Genomic DNA, 19025 nt, shown 5'->3' on the forward strand with positions numbered 1-19025 from the left:
GAAGTATTTTTGATCTATATTGTTGTATAACAAATCTATCAAGTAAGCTAATTTCTATTAAGAAATAAACTTCACTACCAGTAATCTCATTTAAGTAACCGATTTATTACTAAATCTTTTTTACGATTAGAAACAGGAATTACACTTCCATTGTTTAAGTATAGATATCCAGTTTTGTCATATTTGTCTATATATGTGGTATTAACTAAATATGACTGATGAGTACGTATGAAACTGGATTGTGATAGTTGTTTTTCGAAATCTTTTATCGGTTTGGAAGCTACAAATACTCGTTTATCTGAAAGGTGAAAACTAGTATAACCTCCATCAGATTTACAATACATTAAATCTTTGTATAATATAAATTGTAATGAACCTTGCAAGCTAAGCACTATTTTATCAAGACTAAACTGATTCCTTGTATTTGCAATGGTTAATGTATTTATGGGTTGACAATGATCGATAACCTTATCAATAGCCATAGAAAGTTCTTCTATATCTACCGGTTTTAAGATGTAATCCACCGCTCCATTTTTTAAAGCTTGTAAAGCATATTCATCATATGCAGTAACAAAAACTACATGAAAATTAATATGATTAATATTGTCTAAGAAATCGAATGCATTGCCATCTTTTAAGTTGATATCTAAAAAAATTAGATCGGGTTGTAAACTCTCATTAAGCTTTATTGCTTCTTTAACGGAGCTTCCTTCACCTATAATTTTTAACCCTTTATCCAGACGCTCAATCAGCGAGATTAACCCTTTACGAATAAATATTTCATCATCAACAATAAGTGTTCTCATAAATTATTTATAGATTTTTATACGGTAATACAAGATATACTTGAGTACCATGTTCTCCTTGATGTTTTCTATCTTCTATTGTAACTTTTGTTTTTTGTTTACATTCTTTAGCAAGTAATTGCAAACGCTCTTTTATTATGATTAAAGCAAGTGATTTTTTTGTAGCATTCTTTTTGCTTAAAGTCTGCTCTATGCCGATCCCATTATCACAAATCATACATTGTAATTCTCTATTGTTAAATGTAATGGTAATATCAATTTGCTTATCAATACATTCATTGGTAAATCCATGAACGATAGCATTTTCTATAAACGGTTGTATAAGCATAGGAGGGATCATAAGTTGGTTTTTTATTGATTCTTCTACTGTAATACTGTATTTAAAAGGAATTTCTGAACCTAAATTTTGAAGTTCTAAATAGTGCTCTATTTCTTTAAGTTCTTCTGTTAACACCACAAATTTTATACGTGAGTTTTCTAAATTCATACGTAGTAATCTAGAAAACTTAGATAAATACTTCATGGCCTGTGTCTCTTTTTTATTTAAAATCATTCCTTGTAATACAGAAAGAGCATTAAAAATAAAATGTGGGGTCATTTGTGATTGTAATAAACGATTTTCTAACAGAATTGATTTATTTTGGTTTTTAATATTTTTATAAATGTATAAAAACATTAAACTTAGTATGGTTATCAAAACAGCTAAAAAGGAGATAATACCCTGTAACATTTGTTTTTCAAATCGTTCTAATTCTGAATCTTTTATTTGTACTTTGCGCTTAAGTTTTTGCTCTCTCTCATAAGAAGTTTTTATTTCTTGTATCTCTTGACTTACTTTTTGTCTGTAAATAATTTCATTACATATGTATATTGAATCTAAATAGGCACTAGAAATATCCTGAAAATCACTATGTCTATAATAAGAATATAGGTTGTTGTACTTAGATTTTAAAGTTCTAAGAGTAAAATGTTTTTTGGGGATAGCATTTGCTGAATCTAAATATATTTTAGCTTGTTTTAGTTTTTTTAATTTTATAAGAAAATAAGCAATATTTAAATAGGATTGTGCTAAACCATCTTTGTCTTCTGTTTTTTTATTATGGGCAATAGAGGCTTTGAGATTTTTAAATCCTTTTTTATCATCTCCTAACTCTAAAAGTATTAGACCATAATTGTGTATGAAAATATCAAAATCAGTATACTTTTTAACTGTAATTTTATCATAGATATCCAAAGCTTTTAAATATTGTTCTTGTTGGTAATATAACATTCCCCATTTAAAATAAAGTAGTTGTAATTCTAGAGAATCCTTGGGCCTAAATTCCTTACTAATAGTTTCACAAAAAGCGATGCCTTCTTCAGTTTTGTTTAGATCTATAAGATTTTCACATTTTAAGTTATATGCTTTAAAAAGATAAGTACTATCAAATTCCTTTTTACATTTTTGTATGAGTGCATTGGCATGCACAAGAGAATTACTATATTTTGTTAACTTCTGATAGGTTTTCCCAAATCGATATAATTCGTTAATCGTAAGTTCGCACTCTTTACTTCTTTGGGTGAGTATATCAATTAGTGTATCGTACCTATGTTGTTTATATAGTTGTTTTAAATCATCTACTTGACCATAAACTCCAAATGACAAGAACATCGTACTACAAAGTATAACAATTTTGAATAAGTTATGCCTCAAATAAAGTTTCATCTATTTATCTTATTGTTTTTTATCGATCAGATAGAATTTGGATAATAATCAGCTCGATTACTATTAACCAGATTACTATGGTTCATTTCATAAAAATAAGTGTATTCTTACTATTAATGTGATATATTTTAAAAAAACCATGCACCAAGAACAATGTTCTTGGTGCATGGTAAGCTCTACTTACTATACTCTGTCATTTTTGCTCCATAATCATTCACGAAAAGATCATCTAGTTCATCGGCTTTTTCTGCCAAATGAGAAAAATTATTTAAAATTTGTTCTTCATGCTCACTATACAAATCACTTAAATGTACTCGATAAGATAAGAAAACCTTATTCGATGCAATAGAAAGTTGGTAAGGTTTGGTATCCTCTGTAAGTATATAATTATAAATCTTATCTAATTTAGTACGTGGTAAATCATTTAGTGGTGATACGGCAAATAAATAATTATTGTCGTAAACATACATCCTTATTTCTGCACTTCCTTGATGAAAAGACCAATATTCGGTTCCACATCTTGCCAAGATAGGGTCAATCCCTAATTTAGTAATGGCATTTTCGACTTTCATTGAAAGTTGAGATAATGGTGCTTCTTCAAAATAACGCTGATCTATTTCACAGCCACAAGAAGGGCAATAATCAGTTTTATCGTTTATTACCCCATTACAGCCATGACAACCTAGAGATAGTGTATTAACATCTATATCGTCAATAACTTCTAATTCGCTCAATAAATCTCTATATGGAATAGCAAACCCCATATTATCGGCTTGAGTAAATTTTGAAGTAACAATACCAATAAGGTTTCCTTGCTCATCTACCATGGGCCCTCCACTATTACCAGGGTTTATAGCTGCATCGGTTTGTATAAAACCATTGCCTTCTATCATTTGATTAGGATTAGATATAATTCCTTCTGTTATAGTAAATGGCATACCGTAGGGGAACCCAAGTACTAAAACACGATCTCTCACTTTAGTTATAGTATCATGATCTGAAGTAACTGTTTTTTCAGGTTTAACCAAATCATCTACTTTTAAAAAAGCTAAGTCTTTTCGAGGATTAATGTAAATAATTTTGGCCAAAAACCGATCTCTATTCTGATTCTCCACACTTACTTTTAAAGTACCCGCCACTACATGATAGTTCGTAATTACTATATTGCCAACTTCACTGTAAAATCCAGTTCCAGACCCGCTAGAGGTGTGTATTCTGTATATAGATGTACCTATATTGTTTAATTCGTTCATTGTATTTAAGTTAGTTATTTAACATTCCTTTCATCATATTTCGAACCATAGCCATACTGTTCTCCATCTGCTCACCCATTACTTTAGACAAATCCATACCAAAATCACCAAAACCGATATTATCTTCCATTATGGCTTCCATACCACTATAAAGTACAGAAGAGGCTTCATTCCATGATAAACCACTAGCCTTAGCCATAGCTTCACTAATTGGTGTACCAATTTCTGCTGAAATTAGATTATAGTAAAACAAATTATAAAAACATGATAGTAAAAACACTGATGCATCTCGATGACGTGAATTATTGATCATATCTTGGGCTATTTCATAAGACTCACTCCAATTTTCTCGTATATTTTCTTTTTTACCACTGTATTTACGTGGTATAAAAGTCTGGACTTTATACAAGCAGTTGAAAAACTTATCTTTATCGTATTCTTTTAGTTTGTTTAAAGCAGTTTTTCCTTTTAATAGGCGATCTTGAAAAGTAACATTATCATCATAAATACTATGTATCGCTCTGTTAATTTCGGTAATTAAAAAACCTTGTGGTTGCAAATAGTATTCTAATTGTTTCAATATAATATTAAGGGTGTACCAGGAATTATTATCATCTCTTTTAGATCGATAATAATCGAAATTCTGTATACCTTCTTTTAAAATATGCTGAAACTTAATATAAGCCTCTTCCTTCACTAAATCGGAAACGGGCTCTATATTTGGGTCTTGTAGATGTTTTGCTCCGAATTTTTCGATAAATTCATCGTCATAAATATCTGCGTATAGGCATATTTCATGTAATACATTATAAATTTTATGAGGTTCGCACAAACTCAAAGGGCATTCAAAATAGAATACAGCCTGGTCGTTTACTAAAGAAATATTGGTAAGATTTAGCGGATGCATTCTAAGCTCAGATAATTTACGCATTAATGGCATTTTTTTAGAACCAGAAAGATCTACAAATGGACATGTAATTTTGATCTCTTTTTCGGTTTGATGTAAGTTTACAACAACCGACCCATGTGGTATACTGTATGATGCATCAGTTTTATATTGTATTAACTTTGGATCTAAATAATTTAATATAGCTGGGATTATTTTGTCAAATTGATTGCTATTATAAAGAGCTATTGTTTCATCCCATTTTTCATCCTGTATAGTAGATCCTCCCGTACTATATATAGGAGGAACATAAGAATTACATTTTTCCATGAGCAAGTTTATTTTACTGATTGTATTTAAGGTTATTTTCAGAATCTATTGTGAAAGGAAACTCATAATAATTAGTAAGAATTTGTCCGTTTTCTAGAGAAGTTCCCTCTCCTTTTTTGATGGCTTCTATGGTAAACTCTGCAGAAATATTATTGTCGTTATCAATATCAAATGACCATCTGTTCAATTCAAAATCTCCAAACTCTTCGGGAATAGTTTTGGTTGCTTCTTCGAACTTTTCAAAGATAAGATCAAAATTCAAGTCCTTTATTTTTACCTTTCCTTGAGCATTTTTTAAAAAGAAATCGGATTGAGATCCTTTTTTAGGTTCTACTAAATTATCAGCTCCTTGTATCTCCATATAGGTTTGGGAATAATTCACACCATTATCTAAATAATCAATAGAGATAAAGCCCATTTTGCTTGTTAGATGTTCTTTTGCGTTTAGTGAAAGCCTGTAAATTTCTTTATCAGCACCAAAATTCTCTTCTACTAATGATTTAATACTTTTTAAATCATCCTGATCGTTAATATCATACCCTGTAATTCCTCCGCCTCCGCAAGAAGTTACTATACTAATAATGAGTATAAATACAAGTTGTTTAGTGATTTTATTCATCGTAAATTAAGTTTAATTATTTATTTAGTTTTCAAGTTTGTCTTTAGCAGTATACAGATATATGGCTGCCCCGCCTATGATAAGAAATATTCGTATTACCCACCCCATAAAGGTGCCCCATAGATCTATCCAGATTAATAGTTTAAGGTTGTAGTTAAAAATGGAAAGTATGGTTGATACTAAACCCATTAAAAATAACAGGCTTCCAATGCTAGAAAGTTTAGATTTAATGAAATCCATATTAAAAGATTTTAGTTAATGATTATGATTGTTTAAATAATGTTTTAGTGTCTATAGATGTTTGTTGTGTCTTGTTGGCATAATGCCATTCATAATTTTTAAATCCTGTTATAGATGCTATAATGTTACTCGGGAAAATTACTATAGCATTATTATAATCGGTAATAGAAGTACTGATATACCTTCTGCCAGCAGAAATTTGTTCTTCTACTTCATTAAGACTAAATTGTAGATGTGTAAACTGTGTATTAGCTTTTAGTTCAGGGTAGTTTTCTACCTGAACCATTAGTCCTTTTAATAAATTAGATGCTTCAGACTCCTTTGTACTATCATTAGGCAGAGTACGCATTGCAGTAATCTTTTTTAAAGTTTCTTCTTCAAAATCCATATACTCTTTTACTACATTAACTAAATTTGGGATCAAGTCATAGCGTTTAATGAATAATGCATCCAATGATGATATGGCATTTTCTATTTGATTTCTTCGTGTTGATAAGGTATTATAGCTTATTATAAAGCCAATTGTTAAGAGTAAAACAATACCTATGGTGATGTAAACAATAGTCATAATTTAAGATTTCCAGATATTAATATTTAAGTTTAATTGATCGATTACAGATAGTTGATCACAGAATTCCTTATAGAAAAGAGATATCAACGATTCATCCATATAATTGGTGAACACATTAGTTTCAAAACTATCTTTACCACTATTATTGGCTATAGTAATGCGTTGATCTTTAAAGGATATAAAATATTTACCTTTTGTAGTTAAAGTGAGGTCTTTTAAACGTTGCATTAGTGCTGTAGATAGAATATAACGTGCTTCAATTTGGTCATTACTATATACAGTATACATCTTCATGAATGCAGGATCCTCTAGGGTAACAGTTTCACCCAAATCGTAACTTAAATAAGTCTCTGCATCATTATCAAAATTCAGTATACCACTCTTAGGTATTAAATACAGCTCGCATTTAAAAGCTTTATTGAATTTTGCCATAAAAAGTTGCCCTGAAAACACTTTGTTGGGTGTTTGCATTTTAGTAGAAATATCGGGTACTTTTTCTACTAGTAAATCACAACGCTGAAAAGCAACGTTTTTATAATTCCCGATAATTTGGTCGTTTCCTGTGATACGATAATTTTTTGATTGAAACAATCCAATATTTATGAACTCTTCTAAGCTTATATGCCCATGAAGGGCATATTGAAAACCGGGAGCAATAAAATTAATTATAGCTTTAAAAATGTTGGTTTTATATAAATGATTACTATTTACGTCTGTAGTACTACCACGTTTTATAGCTATTACTCCATATAGAATAATAAAAAAACCAATAAAAGCACCAATAAAAATGACCTTATATTGTTTAAGAATATTTGAGATATTCACACTGTACATAAATGAATACCATCCGGTAAGTATTATTAGGGCAAAAGCGATATACATTATATAACTTTTTCGCTGCCTTAATTGTGATTGTGCTATAGAGGGTATTTCTGATGCTAACTGTTCTTTAATAAAAGTATTAAATGCTTTTTCGGAAGGAAGTTCTATTGCATCACTAGACGAAACCGTAAGTGTGTTGTCGTACAACTCATACCAAGCATTATGCAATTCATCATTTTCTAAACCACTTACCAGTTTTTTAAACTCAGGAATGATCTCAGGAGCTATAGGAAACTTGTATCCTTTAGTATTAGGATCATTGGTTAAAAAAATAGTGATATATTCTATTGGGAAAAATTTGAGTTTTAATTTTAATAATGGGATCGTGATTTTATAAATGCGATGCTCTATTAGATGTTGAGCTATTGCTCCATCAGAAATTTTATCAAAAAATGTATCGATTTTACCTGTTCTGCGAGTTACTTGAATATATATAGATATTAAATACGCTAAATAAATGATTATGATTACAAGTAACAATCCCTGAAGATACCTAAATAATCCTCCTTTTTCATTAGTTATACTATTTATCATAATTGCTATTCTATCTTTCGCTAACATATATAACAGCAATACTCCAACAATTAAAACAACAATTTGCAAGGAGATAGATATAGCAGTAAGACGTTTGTCCTCTTGATGTGTCTTTAAAAGTTCTTGTTTGAGTTTAGGTATCATTTTAAACAAAAGATTAGTACTTTAATTGGTGTGAATTTATGATCGAATGACTGCTATACCTATACCTAATGTATATTGATATGAAATGAACTTATATTTGAGTGGAATGAATTATTATTCGATTTAAAGTATAATTGAACTTAAATAATTATATGAGCTATACAATTCATTTTCTCTATAAAATAGCATCTGTTAAAGCTATAACAGGCATTAAGAAGAAATTTATAAGGTTATATACCTTGAGTGTGCTATTTGAAACATATCGAAACCAGACTTTGTCGATTTAGTATATTTTTTTACTTTTTAAAAGAAATCAGAAGTAAAAACTTCAAAATTTTAGTATAACTAAATCTATGATTAATTGTTAAACTATTATTAATTATAGTTAAACTTCGTTATGTAATAGTATTACTATTATATCTTTGTGATAAGAATGCAAAAATTACAGATGTTGAAGAAGGTAAAAACAATAGTGTTCGTTTTTATCACGATCTCGTATTAAAAACTATAAAATGAATTTGTGCAAGAGAGACATACTAGCATTTTTTAAAAGCCTCACAATATTGGTGGTATTGCTTGCCGTATTTATTCAACCTTTGGCTGAAACCATGAGCTTTCTTGCAGATTCTTCTTACGAATTAGTTCATGTAGATGACGAAGAAAATATAGAAAAGGAAGAGCAGCAGAAAGATGGAAAAAACGAATTACAGATTTTAGATTTACATAATCATCTTCTAGAGCATGGTGTGGGTTTTTCTGTCTATTCATCCCCAAATATGTATAGTAATCTTTATATAGAAATCCTTATTCCACCTCCAGATGTGGCATAAAACCATTCTAATTATTTTATATAGGTTTCCTAATTCTTAAGGAAACATTTCATTCAAATAGCGTAACAAAATAAGGATTAATACCTATTGATCCCTAACCATTAACACCCAATTCTAAGTTAAATGGAAAATAAAATATCACCCTGGAAGAGATTTTTAAGTCTTCTTGAACTGGATAAAAAAGATATTCGTCAAATTTTCTACTACGCCATTTTTGCTGGTATAGTAGCGCTCACCCTACCACTGGGGATACAAGCCATTATAAATCTTATTCAAGGTGCTCAGGTATCTACCTCGTGGATTGTACTTGTGGTTCTTGTCACAATGGGAGTCGCATTTCAAGGAGTTTTACAATTGATGCAAATACGTATTTTAGAAAATATGCAACAAAAGATTTTTACCCGAGCCTCTTTTGAGTTTGCGTATCGGTTTCCTAAAATAAAAATGAAAGAGTTAAATAATTACTATCCACCAGAATTGGCCAATCGGTTTTTTGATGTATTAACCATACAAAAAGGGCTATCAAAAATTCTAATAGATTTTCCGGCTGCTACACTACAAATCATATTTGGTTTGATATTGCTATCCTTTTATCATTCTTTCTTTATTATTTATGGGTTTTTATTGATTTTGCTCATTTATGTAGTCTTTAAGTTTACAGCAAAAAGAGGACTTGAAACCAGTCTTGTAGAATCAAAAAGTAAATATAAGGTTGCACATTGGTTACAAGAAATAGCTAGATCACTCATTAGTTTTAAGCTTTCTGGGAATACAGATTTAGCGATGAAACGTAATGATGATCTAACTACAAACTATCTTGAAGCCCGTGAAAATCACTTTAAGGTACTAGTGTTACAATTTATTCAACTTATCGGGTTTAAAGTTCTTGTCACTGCCGGGTTACTAATTGTTGGTGGGTTATTAGTGCTTAATCAGCAAATGAATATAGGACAATTTGTAGCTGCAGAAATTATCATTTTACTTGTTATTGGTTCGGTCGAAAAACTTATCAAAGGATTAGAATCATTTTACGACGTACTGACCTCATTAGAAAAAATAGGACAGTTTGTAGATAAAGAACAAGAGATGCAATCTGGAGAAGACCCATTTACAAGCGAACAAGATTTACATATAGAGATCGATAACCTAAAATATAGTACACAAGAAGGTCAAGAAGTGCTGAGTGGCATTGATTTCAGTATAAAAAAAGCCGATAGAATTCTATTTGATGGAGCTTCGGGAACAGGAAAGACGACCTTAATTAAAATCCTTTCTGGCCTTATTTCATCTACCACTGGAGCATTGTATATTAATGGTGTTTCTATAAAAGGTCTCTGGCTCAATAAATATCGCGCTTATATAGGACAAGTACTTCCTGTACAGTCTCCATTTGAAGGTACTATCCTGGATAACATAACCTTTGGGAACAAAGAGATTTCACAAGAACATTTGCATTCTGTACTCAAAAATCTTGGACTACTGTCTTTTATAAAAGAACAACCTAATGGAATCAATACAATGTTGTATCCCGAAGGGCAACAAATCCCGTTTACAGTATCCAGACGAATAGTACTCGCAAGAGCTATTATCCATAACCCTAAATTACTCTTGCTTAAAGATCCTTTAGAACATTTTGAAATAAATGAGGCCTCTAGAATTATCAAATATTTAACAGCACCAGAACGCCCCTGGGCACTTATAATATCTAGTCAAAATGGGCAATGGAAAAACTATTGCAATCAAACCATTAAAATTTCAGAAGGAAGAATAATCTCTAAGAACGCAAACAATGCTTAATATCTCTAATAATCAATTAAACAAAAAAGTATCGCTTGAAGGATATACCGCTTTTTCGAAAGCATTTACTTCAAGACACAATAAACTATTCAATAGGTTTTTAGGTGTTTTTGCTATCATTGTTATTATCATTCTCTTTTTACCATGGACGCAAAATGTAAATGGTAATGGTTATGTAACTACCTTAACACCAGATCAAAGACCGCAAACGATACAATCACCTATACCAGGACGTATTGAAAAATGGTATGTTAAAGAAGGTGATTTTGTGAAGAAAGGGGATACCATTTTATTTATTTCTGAAATAAAAAACGAGTATCAAGATCCACGTTTAGTCGAACGTACTAATCAACAGCGGGATGCCAAAAATAGATCGGTAATATCCTATCAAGAAAAGATTAAGGCATTAGAAAGTCAAGTAAGCGCATTAAATAATGAGCGACAACTAAAACTTTCGCAAGCTAAAAATAAGCTAGAACAATCTCGATTAAAAGTGAAGAGTGATAGTGTTGATTTACAGGCTTATAAAACGAATCTTGATATTGCTCAACGGCAGTTCGATCGTACTGTAATTCTGCAAAGTGAAGGTTTAAAAGCGATGATTGATGTAGAGGAAAAACGTCTAAAGTTACAAGAAACACAAGCCAAATTAATCTCTCAAAAAAACAAATTGCTTGCTAATCAAAATGAAGTGCTTAATGCAAATATTGAGATCAACCGCGTTGCTGCCGAGTATGCCGATAAAATTGCCAAATCACGTAGTGAACGTTTTACAGCAGAGTCAAGCCAGTTTGAGGCAGAAGCGCAAGTTACTAAACTTGAAAATCAGTCGGCTAATTATCAGATACGTAATGCTTTGTACTATATCACAGCACCGCAAAATGGGTATATAAACAAAGCCCTACGCGGGGGGTTGGGCGAAACTTTTAAAGAAGGCGAAAAGCTTGTAGGCATTATGCCTGTAGAATATGATCTCGCCGTAGAGACTTTTGTAAACCCTATAGATTTACCATTAATACATATTGGAGAGAGTGTTAGGGTTCAATTTGATGGCTGGCCTGCTATTTTCTTTAGTGGTTGGCCTAATGCATCTTACGGAACCTATGCAGGAAAAATTGTTGCTATAGAAACCTTTATAAGCGTTAATGGAAAATTTAGAATTCTCATTGCTCCCGATAATGCAGAGAATCCATGGCCTAAAAATATTCGTGTAGGCTCTGGTGCATATACTATAGCATTATTAGAAAACGTACCAATTTGGTATGAACTGTGGCGCCAATTAAATGGTTTTCCACCTAATTATTACATCCGGGATAAAAAAGAATCAACTAAAGCTAAAAAGTAAATGACAACAGGTATTAAATATATCATTGCACTGATTTTGCTCCCTTTTGCAAAACCTGTGCTGAGCCAGAGTAGCGTAGCTGAAACAGAACAAAATACAACTACTTCATTAGCGCAAACACTTACTTTTGAAGAATATTTGGGTTATGTAAAAAAGCATCACCCACTAATGAAACAAGCCGAACTTACATTAAGTATAGGTGAGGCAAATTTGTTAAAAGCACGTGGCGGATTTGATCCAAAAATCGAAGTAGATTATGATCGGAAGAAATTTAAAAATACTGAATATTACGATCAATTAAGTGCTACTTTTAAAATACCCACTTGGTACGGTATTGAGTTTAAAGCAAATTTTGAAGAAAATACAGGCGAATTTCTAAATCCAAATCGTACTGTTCCTGATGGAGGTCTATATAGTGCAGGTGTTTCATTTTCGCTGGCCCAAGGCTTTTTGATCAACGAACGCATGGCCTCGCTTAAAAAAGCACGTTTCTTTAAGGAGCAAACCAAAGCCGATAGAGATGTACTTGTTAATACACTATTGTTGGAAGCTAGTAAAGCTTACTTAGAGTGGTTAAAAGCTACTAATGAACAGCTTATTTATACAACTTTTCTAAAAAATGCGAATACACGTCTTATGGCCGTAGAGCGTAGTGTCGAAACAGGTGAAAAAGCAGCCATTGATATTACTGAAGCCAGAATTACATTACAGAACAGACAACTTAATCTGGAAGCAGCTTCTTTAAAAAGAAAAAAGGCAGCTCTAATAGTTAGTAATTATTTGTGGCTAAATGATATACCAATGGAGGTTAAAGAGGATGTAGTACCGGTAGTACCAGAATTAAATACGTTAGAAGCTTCCCTCTTATTAGAAGGCATTACGAATACTTCGGGATTACTTAACAATCACCCTAAATTATTGAGTCTTGATGCCAAAATTGAGGGACTTACCGTAGAACGTTCTTTAAAACTGAATAAATTACTGCCTAAAATAAATATTCAGTATAATTTCTTAACACCAAAAATTGATCAAATACACACGTTTAATACTACGAATTATAAAGCATTTGTGAATTTTAGTTTACCATTATTTTTGCGCAAAGCAAGAGGAGATTTACGATTGGCCAATTTAAAATTACAAGATGCCAATCTTGAGCGGGTATCGACAGCGATTACTCTTCAAAATAAAATAGATGCTGTTTATGCAGAGATTAATTCACTTGCTAAGCAAAATCAATTAATAAGAAATATCGTCATAGATTATGAGGCGTTAGTTAAAGCAGAAGAACGCAAATTCTTTTTAGGAGAAAGCTCGTTATTTATCATAAACTCACGGGAACAAAAATTACTCGATATACAGCTAAAAGAAAATATTCTGCTTATTAAACGACTTATGACAACAGCTAGTTTATATAACACTTTGGGATTATCTGTTTAAATAAAAATTGTGAAAGCAATAACTTGTGGTTTCGTATATATAGAAGAGAATATTCATGAAATCAAATCGGTTATTATTTCTACGAGAAAATAGAAATGTTTTTTTGTTTTGTTAGATAAACTATTTGCCCTAAATATAACTTGGTGTAAGTCCTATTAAATTACAGATCTATCCTATTCTTTGGATGATGACGAGAGCTATTTTTGTACATAAATAACGAGTAGTAATTTATGTATTAGTAAATGTAAACCGAATCGATATGAATCAGAAATGGGATAATAGATATAAAATTCAAGAATTTGCTTATGGTAAAGAACCTAATGTGTTTTTTAAAGAATGGCTTCAAAAATTTGAACCAGGATCTATATTGATGCCGGCAGACGGGGAGGGGCGTAACGGGGTATTTGCGGCGCAACTCGGGTGGAAAGTAACTTCATTCGACCTAAGTATAGAAGGGCAGTCAAAAGCAATACAACTAGCAAAAGAGAATCATGTAACTCTTGATTATATTGTAGGAAATCTAGAACAACTTAAGTTTAAAAAAGAAACATTTGATATGATCGGACTTGTGTATGCTCATTTTTCTGCCGAAAAGAAGTCAGTATTTCACAAGAAATTAAACGACTATCTCAAAGAAGGTGGCATTATTATTTTAGAAGCTTTTAGCAAAAACCATATATCCCTTAGAAAGCTTAATCCTAAAGTTGGAGGTCCAAACGATATTGATATGCTGTACTCTAAAGAAGAAATAATGGCTGACTTCAAAAATTATGAAATAGTAGTATTAGAGGAAGAAGAAATTCTATTAGATGAAGGTAAATATCATATAGGAAAAGGATCGGTGATTAGATTTGTAGCAAGAAAATTAGGGAGTAACTAACTATTAATATTTGTGATTAGCCCCTTTGTTTTTAAAAACAGATGATGATGTTAAACCCTAAACAATATTTTCTAAAAGAGGCTCGGCCATGGCTGCTGATACATCTCTGGTATCAATAGTGATAATATGCCCGTGATATTTAAAATGATATCGAATATGAGTCAATGCACCTCTATAAAACCATGCAGTATTTCCTGTGTATTTAAATTTTGTATTTATGTTCTTCAGAATTGGTAAAGAAGATTTTTCTTTTGACCCTTTTTTAGGATTGAATGCTCTGGTTAGTTCTAAACGTTTTTGTGAACAACACGACATAATTTTCTTTTTTAATTATTGTTTTGATGTAGCTTGTTCTAACAAACAAGCAAACCCTGATAATGCAAACCAAAGCAAGAGTATTTGGCTCCAATTCTCTCCTTTCCAAATTGCAAAAGGTAAGCTTACCCAAATGCTAAGGCAATAAAAACAATCTAATAAGGATCCGAAGAACCCTTGCCCTAACCATTTCCTGATTGTAATTATGATATCAAAGGGGCCGTCTTCGGCACTACACAAATGTGTAATTCTCCAGATGCAAAGCCCCTTTAGAATAAATATGAACCAATCCATTGGCTATGGAGTTGGTAAGTTTATACGTTCCATCAAAATACTTCTATGAGCTTGATACAAGCTACTAAGCCCACTATTATACCCATTAGTAATTCGTTTACGAGCAGTGAGATGAAAAGAAAGACGCGTAAAATATTCATTAGCTTTTATCCATCCTCCTTCTGTTAATGCTGGTTGTATTCCTGCATTGATTAACCCGACATCCGAAAATTCCTGAAGAGTTCCACTATATCCGACACAGGCATGAGGTTCGTTCCCCGATGCATTTCCCGAAGAAAATATAGTATCTCCAGAAACTGTATCAGATAGAGGAGGGTTAGGGGTATTAACTCGTAACCCAATCATCGGACCAGGGCATCTGCTCATCGTGAGAGCATAAGAATCAACAAATCCATATGGATCATTCGCTCTAAAATTGAAATTGATCTCGGTGTTAAGTTCATAGTCTTCTAAGCGATACAATCCGCAACCTGCATTTACAATTGAGGTATCAGCAAAAGTTAGAGCAGAAAGATTAAAGTTTAATGGTTTGTTATGTATATACAAAGCAATCATATCTGTAGCATTGGCTACCGGATTACCATTACCGTCATAACCATCTACACGTACATAGAATGTTCCTGGTTTGGTTTCACCTTGTACCTTATCATAAATACTGGTTCTAAGCTGCATGTAGCGACCAATTTTATCTGGCACCCAGTCAATATGATCAACATTCATTTCTCTCTGAATATTCTTGTAGGCGGGTACACTCACGGCAGGACCACCATCAACTTTTAGGAGTTGATTATAAAATGGACCCACATCATCACCGTTATAATTAGGTAAATTACGTTTAGAATAACGAGGGTGCTTGTAATTTTGACTAACAAATACCCAAGGAATGGTTCCTGAACGTTTTATACGAATGGTATACCATTTAATTTTATTTTGTGTGGCTGTCTTACTCACATCATACATACAACCAGTCATATCTATAGTACCTCCCCAAGCAGCACAATCTACTTTGAAACCTGCCAGGCTACTATTTACAGAAATTTTTCCATTTGGCTCTAGGTCATTGTTAAACCCATTACGATGCAATTGAGAGGAGAAAAAAGAAGCTGTTGTATTTTGATTTCCACCTATAAAAACATTTCCTAAGCTGCCGATCAAATTTCCGTTAAAACATGCAGACGAAGGTTGTATTTGCGATTTTGGTAAACAAAGGTTTATTCGTTTTTTGTTTGGAATGTTATAATAAGGAGCACTTTCATATAAAATAGTATTAGGAGCAAGGCTAGTAACTTTTACAATTACATCTGGATACGCAACTACATTAATGTTTTCGCCTGGAGCTTGATCACTAGAATCTTCGATCCCAGGGAAACTCATATCGAATGAGAACCTGAAAATATAGTTTCCATTCATATCAGTAATAGTGTCTCCCAACAATCTTCTGTTCCCTTCTCCTGTATACGCATCTCCTGCAAGTTCTGCAGCTGTACGATCATATTCCTCAAAAGTTAATGTAATATTATTTGCTGGTTCTGTATTACATCTAAAATATAATCCCTCAATGGCTTTTACCAATTTTAGATCCTGTACTTTTGATCTATCAACCAGTGAAACTTCTCGTTTTCTAGTGTTGATAAGCTTGTAGTTTGTAGCAGCAAATTCAGAAGCTTTTTCTTTTGCTTCTTTCTTAGTTATCAAATCAGGATTCTCTAACCTTTGATATAGTAATTCTGTTTTTGGTTTCGTAGCCTCTCCTTTTAAATCGATTACCATAGGTTTAAAAGGAGCGGGGTCTGGTGGAAATGGACCTATATCTTCTGGGATTCTCTCCGGGTATATTTTTTCTATATACTTTTTGATTTTATTATTCTTTAGTGCCTCGAGTAAACCAACATAGGTGTCAATTACAAACGGCCCTCTCCAGCATGGGTTAAATAGACATCTTCCACTATACATAGAAACATGACCATAAATAAGAAAATCATTAATGTTTACTGGTGTAGAACATTCGAGCACCAAGTCGTTAAAATCAGAATCACCTCCGGCATCATTAGATAGGATTTCGAAAGAGTGATTGCCTCCGATAGTTTTTGGAAATTTAATTTTGGTATCAGACTGTTGATATCCTCCTCCTGGATCGTTTTGTATGGCAATTGCCCATTGATCACCTGTTACATTAACCGTAGTTCCTACAGTTCCCGAGTGAGTTCCGTTTCCGGTATCAGCTCCGATCACGATAAATCTTTGAGGATAAGAAGCAGATTTTGCTTTTACCTTAACATTCCAATCCCCCTGCATTGAAATAATCATAATATACTTTTTTTAGTTAATATGGATTAATGAAGATTATAAAAATAAAATAGAAATCAACAAGTATCAAGGTGTGTAAAACCCTTAATACAAAGTGTTTAGACTGTGTTTTTTCAGTGTTAATACCCCGGGTTTGGTGAGTGGTAAAACGGTAAAAATTATGTATTGGGGTTTTTGTCGATATATTAAAAGTATATTATCTCATAAAAAGTATCATTAATATTTATTAGTAACTTTATATAGATTTATTGATCACTTTATTACCTTTGATTGTTTCTTGGGAAATAATTATTGTTATCAATACGATAAGTATAGTTTCCTGATACCTGTTTTAGAAAGAAAATGATGGATTCATAAAAAAATCTATAAAATGAACAAGGCTAAAAATTCTATTTCCAATCGGTCTACCCATCTATTACTTAGTGTTGCTAATTACATTAATATAAAATCTCCTTTTTCATAATAATTTCAATTTGATTACTAATTTATTACCTGCTACTTGAGTTTGAATTTTTTCATAACAATACTCATTTGGTATGATTATCCTTCTTCGAATGATTTTGTAAAGCATAGTAAAAGCAGAATTGTATTGAGAGTATATTTAAATCCGTATTAAACAGATCAACATTATGAATAGAAAAGAATTATTAGAAGCTATAGATAAAAAATATAATGCAATGGGGCAAGATCCAGATGTACACCTGTCTGGTTTATTGCATGCCGAACCCATGAAATATTGGGATTTTATTCAGGTAGATGCCTTATTAGGATTACAAACCCAACGAACACAATTGCCTGATGAGATGGTGTTTATCATGTATCATCAAATTAATGAATTATTGTTTAAAATGATTCTTTGGGAAATGAGTCAAATTTCTCATACCGAAAATATAGAACCTAAAAAATTCGAAATGCATCTTATGCGTGTGAGTAGATATTTCGATATGCTTTCGAATTCATTTGATATTATGGGCGAGGGGATGGAGATTGATCAATATATGAAGTTTAGAGATACGCTAACACCTGCAAGCGGATTTCAATCTGCACAATATCGTAAAATAGAGATTGCTTCTACAGAACTTATTAATCTAATCGATTTTAGATTCAGGAAAACTATAGATAGAAATACCCCTTATGAGTATGCTTTTGATAATATGTACTGGCAGGCAGCAGGAACGGATCATAAAACTGGTAAGAAGAGTAAATTGATGATTAATTTTGAAACGAAGTATAAAAAAGAATTGATCGAATGGATGAAAGAGTATAATACGGTTAATTTATGGACAAAGTTTAAAGAGCTTCCTGAAGAATATCAGAAAAATACCGAGTTGATTAATGCTATGCGCCATTATGATCATACGGTAAACATTAATTGGGTAATGCACCATTATGATGCCGCAGCAAAATATTTGGATCATGGAAAAGAAAATGTAGAAGCAACCGGAGGTAGTGATTGGCATAAGTATATGCATCCAAGATATCAAAGACGTATATTTTTTCCAGAATTATGGAACAAGGAAGAACTAGAAAATTGGGGAATTACCAATCTTAAAGGATATGAGAAAATTTCATAACCTCATTCTACCGATACTTAATTTTGATATAATGTTCAGTTCCTTAAAAACAGAGCTTAATTGGTATTAAGTTCTTGCAATTCCATTTCGGTAGCTTTTAAGAGTTTTTTTAATTTTCTTTTTGTAAATCTACAATTAGAGTTTGATATATCTTCTGTTGTACGATACATTAGGGATTCGCAATATTTAATTCGATTAGCAATGGGGAGCTTTGAGATAACATTTTTATAAAGTTGATCTAAGTTCCTTAATGAGTCTGGGGGATTCCTCTTAAAT

17 protein-coding genes are annotated in these 19025 nt (G+C 32.0%); 6 read left to right on the forward strand and 11 right to left on the reverse strand.

The features are described from left to right. Positions 1-86 precede the first annotated feature (86 nt). The 8 genes from DK441_RS16295 to DK441_RS16330 form a co-directional block, all read right to left on the reverse strand. Positions 87-806 (reverse strand): LytTR family DNA-binding domain-containing protein, encoded by a 720-nt coding sequence (locus tag DK441_RS16295; RefSeq protein ID WP_109851642.1) that lies wholly within the window; start codon positions 804-806, stop codon positions 87-89. Positions 807-813: 7 nt separating this feature from the next. Further along, positions 814-2511, reverse strand: coding sequence for a histidine kinase (locus DK441_RS16300; protein ID WP_109851643.1), 1698 nt, complete (start codon positions 2509-2511; stop codon positions 814-816). A gap of 176 nt (positions 2512-2687) precedes the next feature. Further along, positions 2688-3764: a trypsin-like peptidase domain-containing protein gene (locus DK441_RS16305; RefSeq protein ID WP_109851644.1), complete on the reverse strand. Its 1077-nt coding sequence runs from the start codon at positions 3762-3764 to the stop codon at positions 2688-2690. A gap of 10 nt (positions 3765-3774) precedes the next feature. Further along, positions 3775-4980 carry a hypothetical protein gene (locus DK441_RS16310; protein ID WP_109851645.1) on the reverse strand — a complete coding sequence of 402 codons (1206 nt, stop codon included), beginning with the start codon at positions 4978-4980 and terminating at the stop codon, positions 3775-3777. Between the two features lie 13 nt (positions 4981-4993). Further along, complete coding sequence (locus DK441_RS16315) at positions 4994-5599, reverse strand: hypothetical protein (protein WP_109851646.1); 606 nt, start codon at positions 5597-5599, stop codon at positions 4994-4996. Between the two features lie 24 nt (positions 5600-5623). Beyond that, positions 5624-5839: a hypothetical protein gene (locus tag DK441_RS16320; protein WP_109851647.1), complete on the reverse strand. Its 216-nt coding sequence runs from the start codon at positions 5837-5839 to the stop codon at positions 5624-5626. Between the two features lie 22 nt (positions 5840-5861). Beyond that, entirely contained in the window at positions 5862-6407 is a 546-nt protein-coding gene (locus DK441_RS16325; RefSeq protein ID WP_109851648.1) for a LemA family protein, read from the reverse strand. Positions 6408-6410: 3 nt separating this feature from the next. Beyond that, positions 6411-7970 (reverse strand): DUF3137 domain-containing protein, encoded by a 1560-nt coding sequence (locus tag DK441_RS16330; protein WP_109851649.1) that lies wholly within the window; start codon positions 7968-7970, stop codon positions 6411-6413. Between the two features lie 512 nt (positions 7971-8482). Here DK441_RS16330 and DK441_RS16335 point away from each other — a divergent pair. The 5 genes from DK441_RS16335 (at position 8483) to DK441_RS16355 (ending at position 14259) form a co-directional block, all read left to right on the forward strand. Beyond that, positions 8483-8800: a hypothetical protein gene (locus DK441_RS16335; RefSeq protein WP_109851650.1), complete on the forward strand. Its 318-nt coding sequence runs from the start codon at positions 8483-8485 to the stop codon at positions 8798-8800. A gap of 123 nt (positions 8801-8923) precedes the next feature. Next, the gene (locus DK441_RS16340) at positions 8924-10597 is read left to right on the forward strand and encodes a peptidase domain-containing ABC transporter (protein ID WP_109851651.1); all 1674 of its coding nucleotides are present in this window, start codon (positions 8924-8926) and stop codon (positions 10595-10597) included. Beyond that, positions 10590-11942: an HlyD family secretion protein gene (locus DK441_RS16345; protein WP_109851652.1), complete on the forward strand. Its 1353-nt coding sequence runs from the start codon at positions 10590-10592 to the stop codon at positions 11940-11942. Before DK441_RS16340 ends, DK441_RS16345 begins: the two co-directional genes overlap by 8 nt. Next, entirely contained in the window at positions 11943-13379 is a 1437-nt protein-coding gene (locus DK441_RS16350; RefSeq protein WP_109851653.1) for a TolC family protein, read from the forward strand. It abuts the gene before it with no gap. Between the two features lie 259 nt (positions 13380-13638). Next, complete coding sequence (locus DK441_RS16355; RefSeq protein ID WP_109851654.1) at positions 13639-14259, forward strand: bifunctional 2-polyprenyl-6-hydroxyphenol methylase/3-demethylubiquinol 3-O-methyltransferase UbiG; 621 nt, start codon at positions 13639-13641, stop codon at positions 14257-14259. Positions 14260-14316: 57 nt separating this feature from the next. Here the strand turns inward: DK441_RS16355 and DK441_RS16360 are convergent, their stop codons facing one another. The 3 genes from DK441_RS16360 to DK441_RS16370 are packed head-to-tail and all read right to left on the reverse strand — an operon-like array spanning position 14317 to position 17175. Then, the gene (locus DK441_RS16360; protein WP_109851655.1) at positions 14317-14574 is read right to left on the reverse strand and encodes a hypothetical protein; all 258 of its coding nucleotides are present in this window, start codon (positions 14572-14574) and stop codon (positions 14317-14319) included. Between the two features lie 15 nt (positions 14575-14589). After that, positions 14590-14868 (reverse strand): DUF1360 domain-containing protein, encoded by a 279-nt coding sequence (locus DK441_RS16365; protein WP_109851656.1) that lies wholly within the window; start codon positions 14866-14868, stop codon positions 14590-14592. A gap of 3 nt (positions 14869-14871) precedes the next feature. Beyond that, on the reverse strand, positions 14872-17175 hold the full coding sequence (locus tag DK441_RS16370) for a hypothetical protein (protein ID WP_109851657.1): 2304 nt from the start codon (positions 17173-17175) through the stop codon (positions 14872-14874). Positions 17176-17804: 629 nt separating this feature from the next. Between DK441_RS16370 and DK441_RS16375 the strand changes: the two genes are divergently transcribed. After that, a complete protein-coding gene (locus DK441_RS16375) occupies positions 17805-18749 on the forward strand; it encodes a tryptophan 2,3-dioxygenase family protein (RefSeq protein WP_109851658.1) in 945 nt (314 codons plus the stop codon). The last annotated feature ends 276 nt before the right edge of the window (positions 18750-19025 follow it).

Source organism: Aquimarina sp. AU58 (assembly GCF_900312745.1).
In the GTDB taxonomy this organism is placed as follows: domain Bacteria; phylum Bacteroidota; class Bacteroidia; order Flavobacteriales; family Flavobacteriaceae; genus Aquimarina; species Aquimarina spinulae.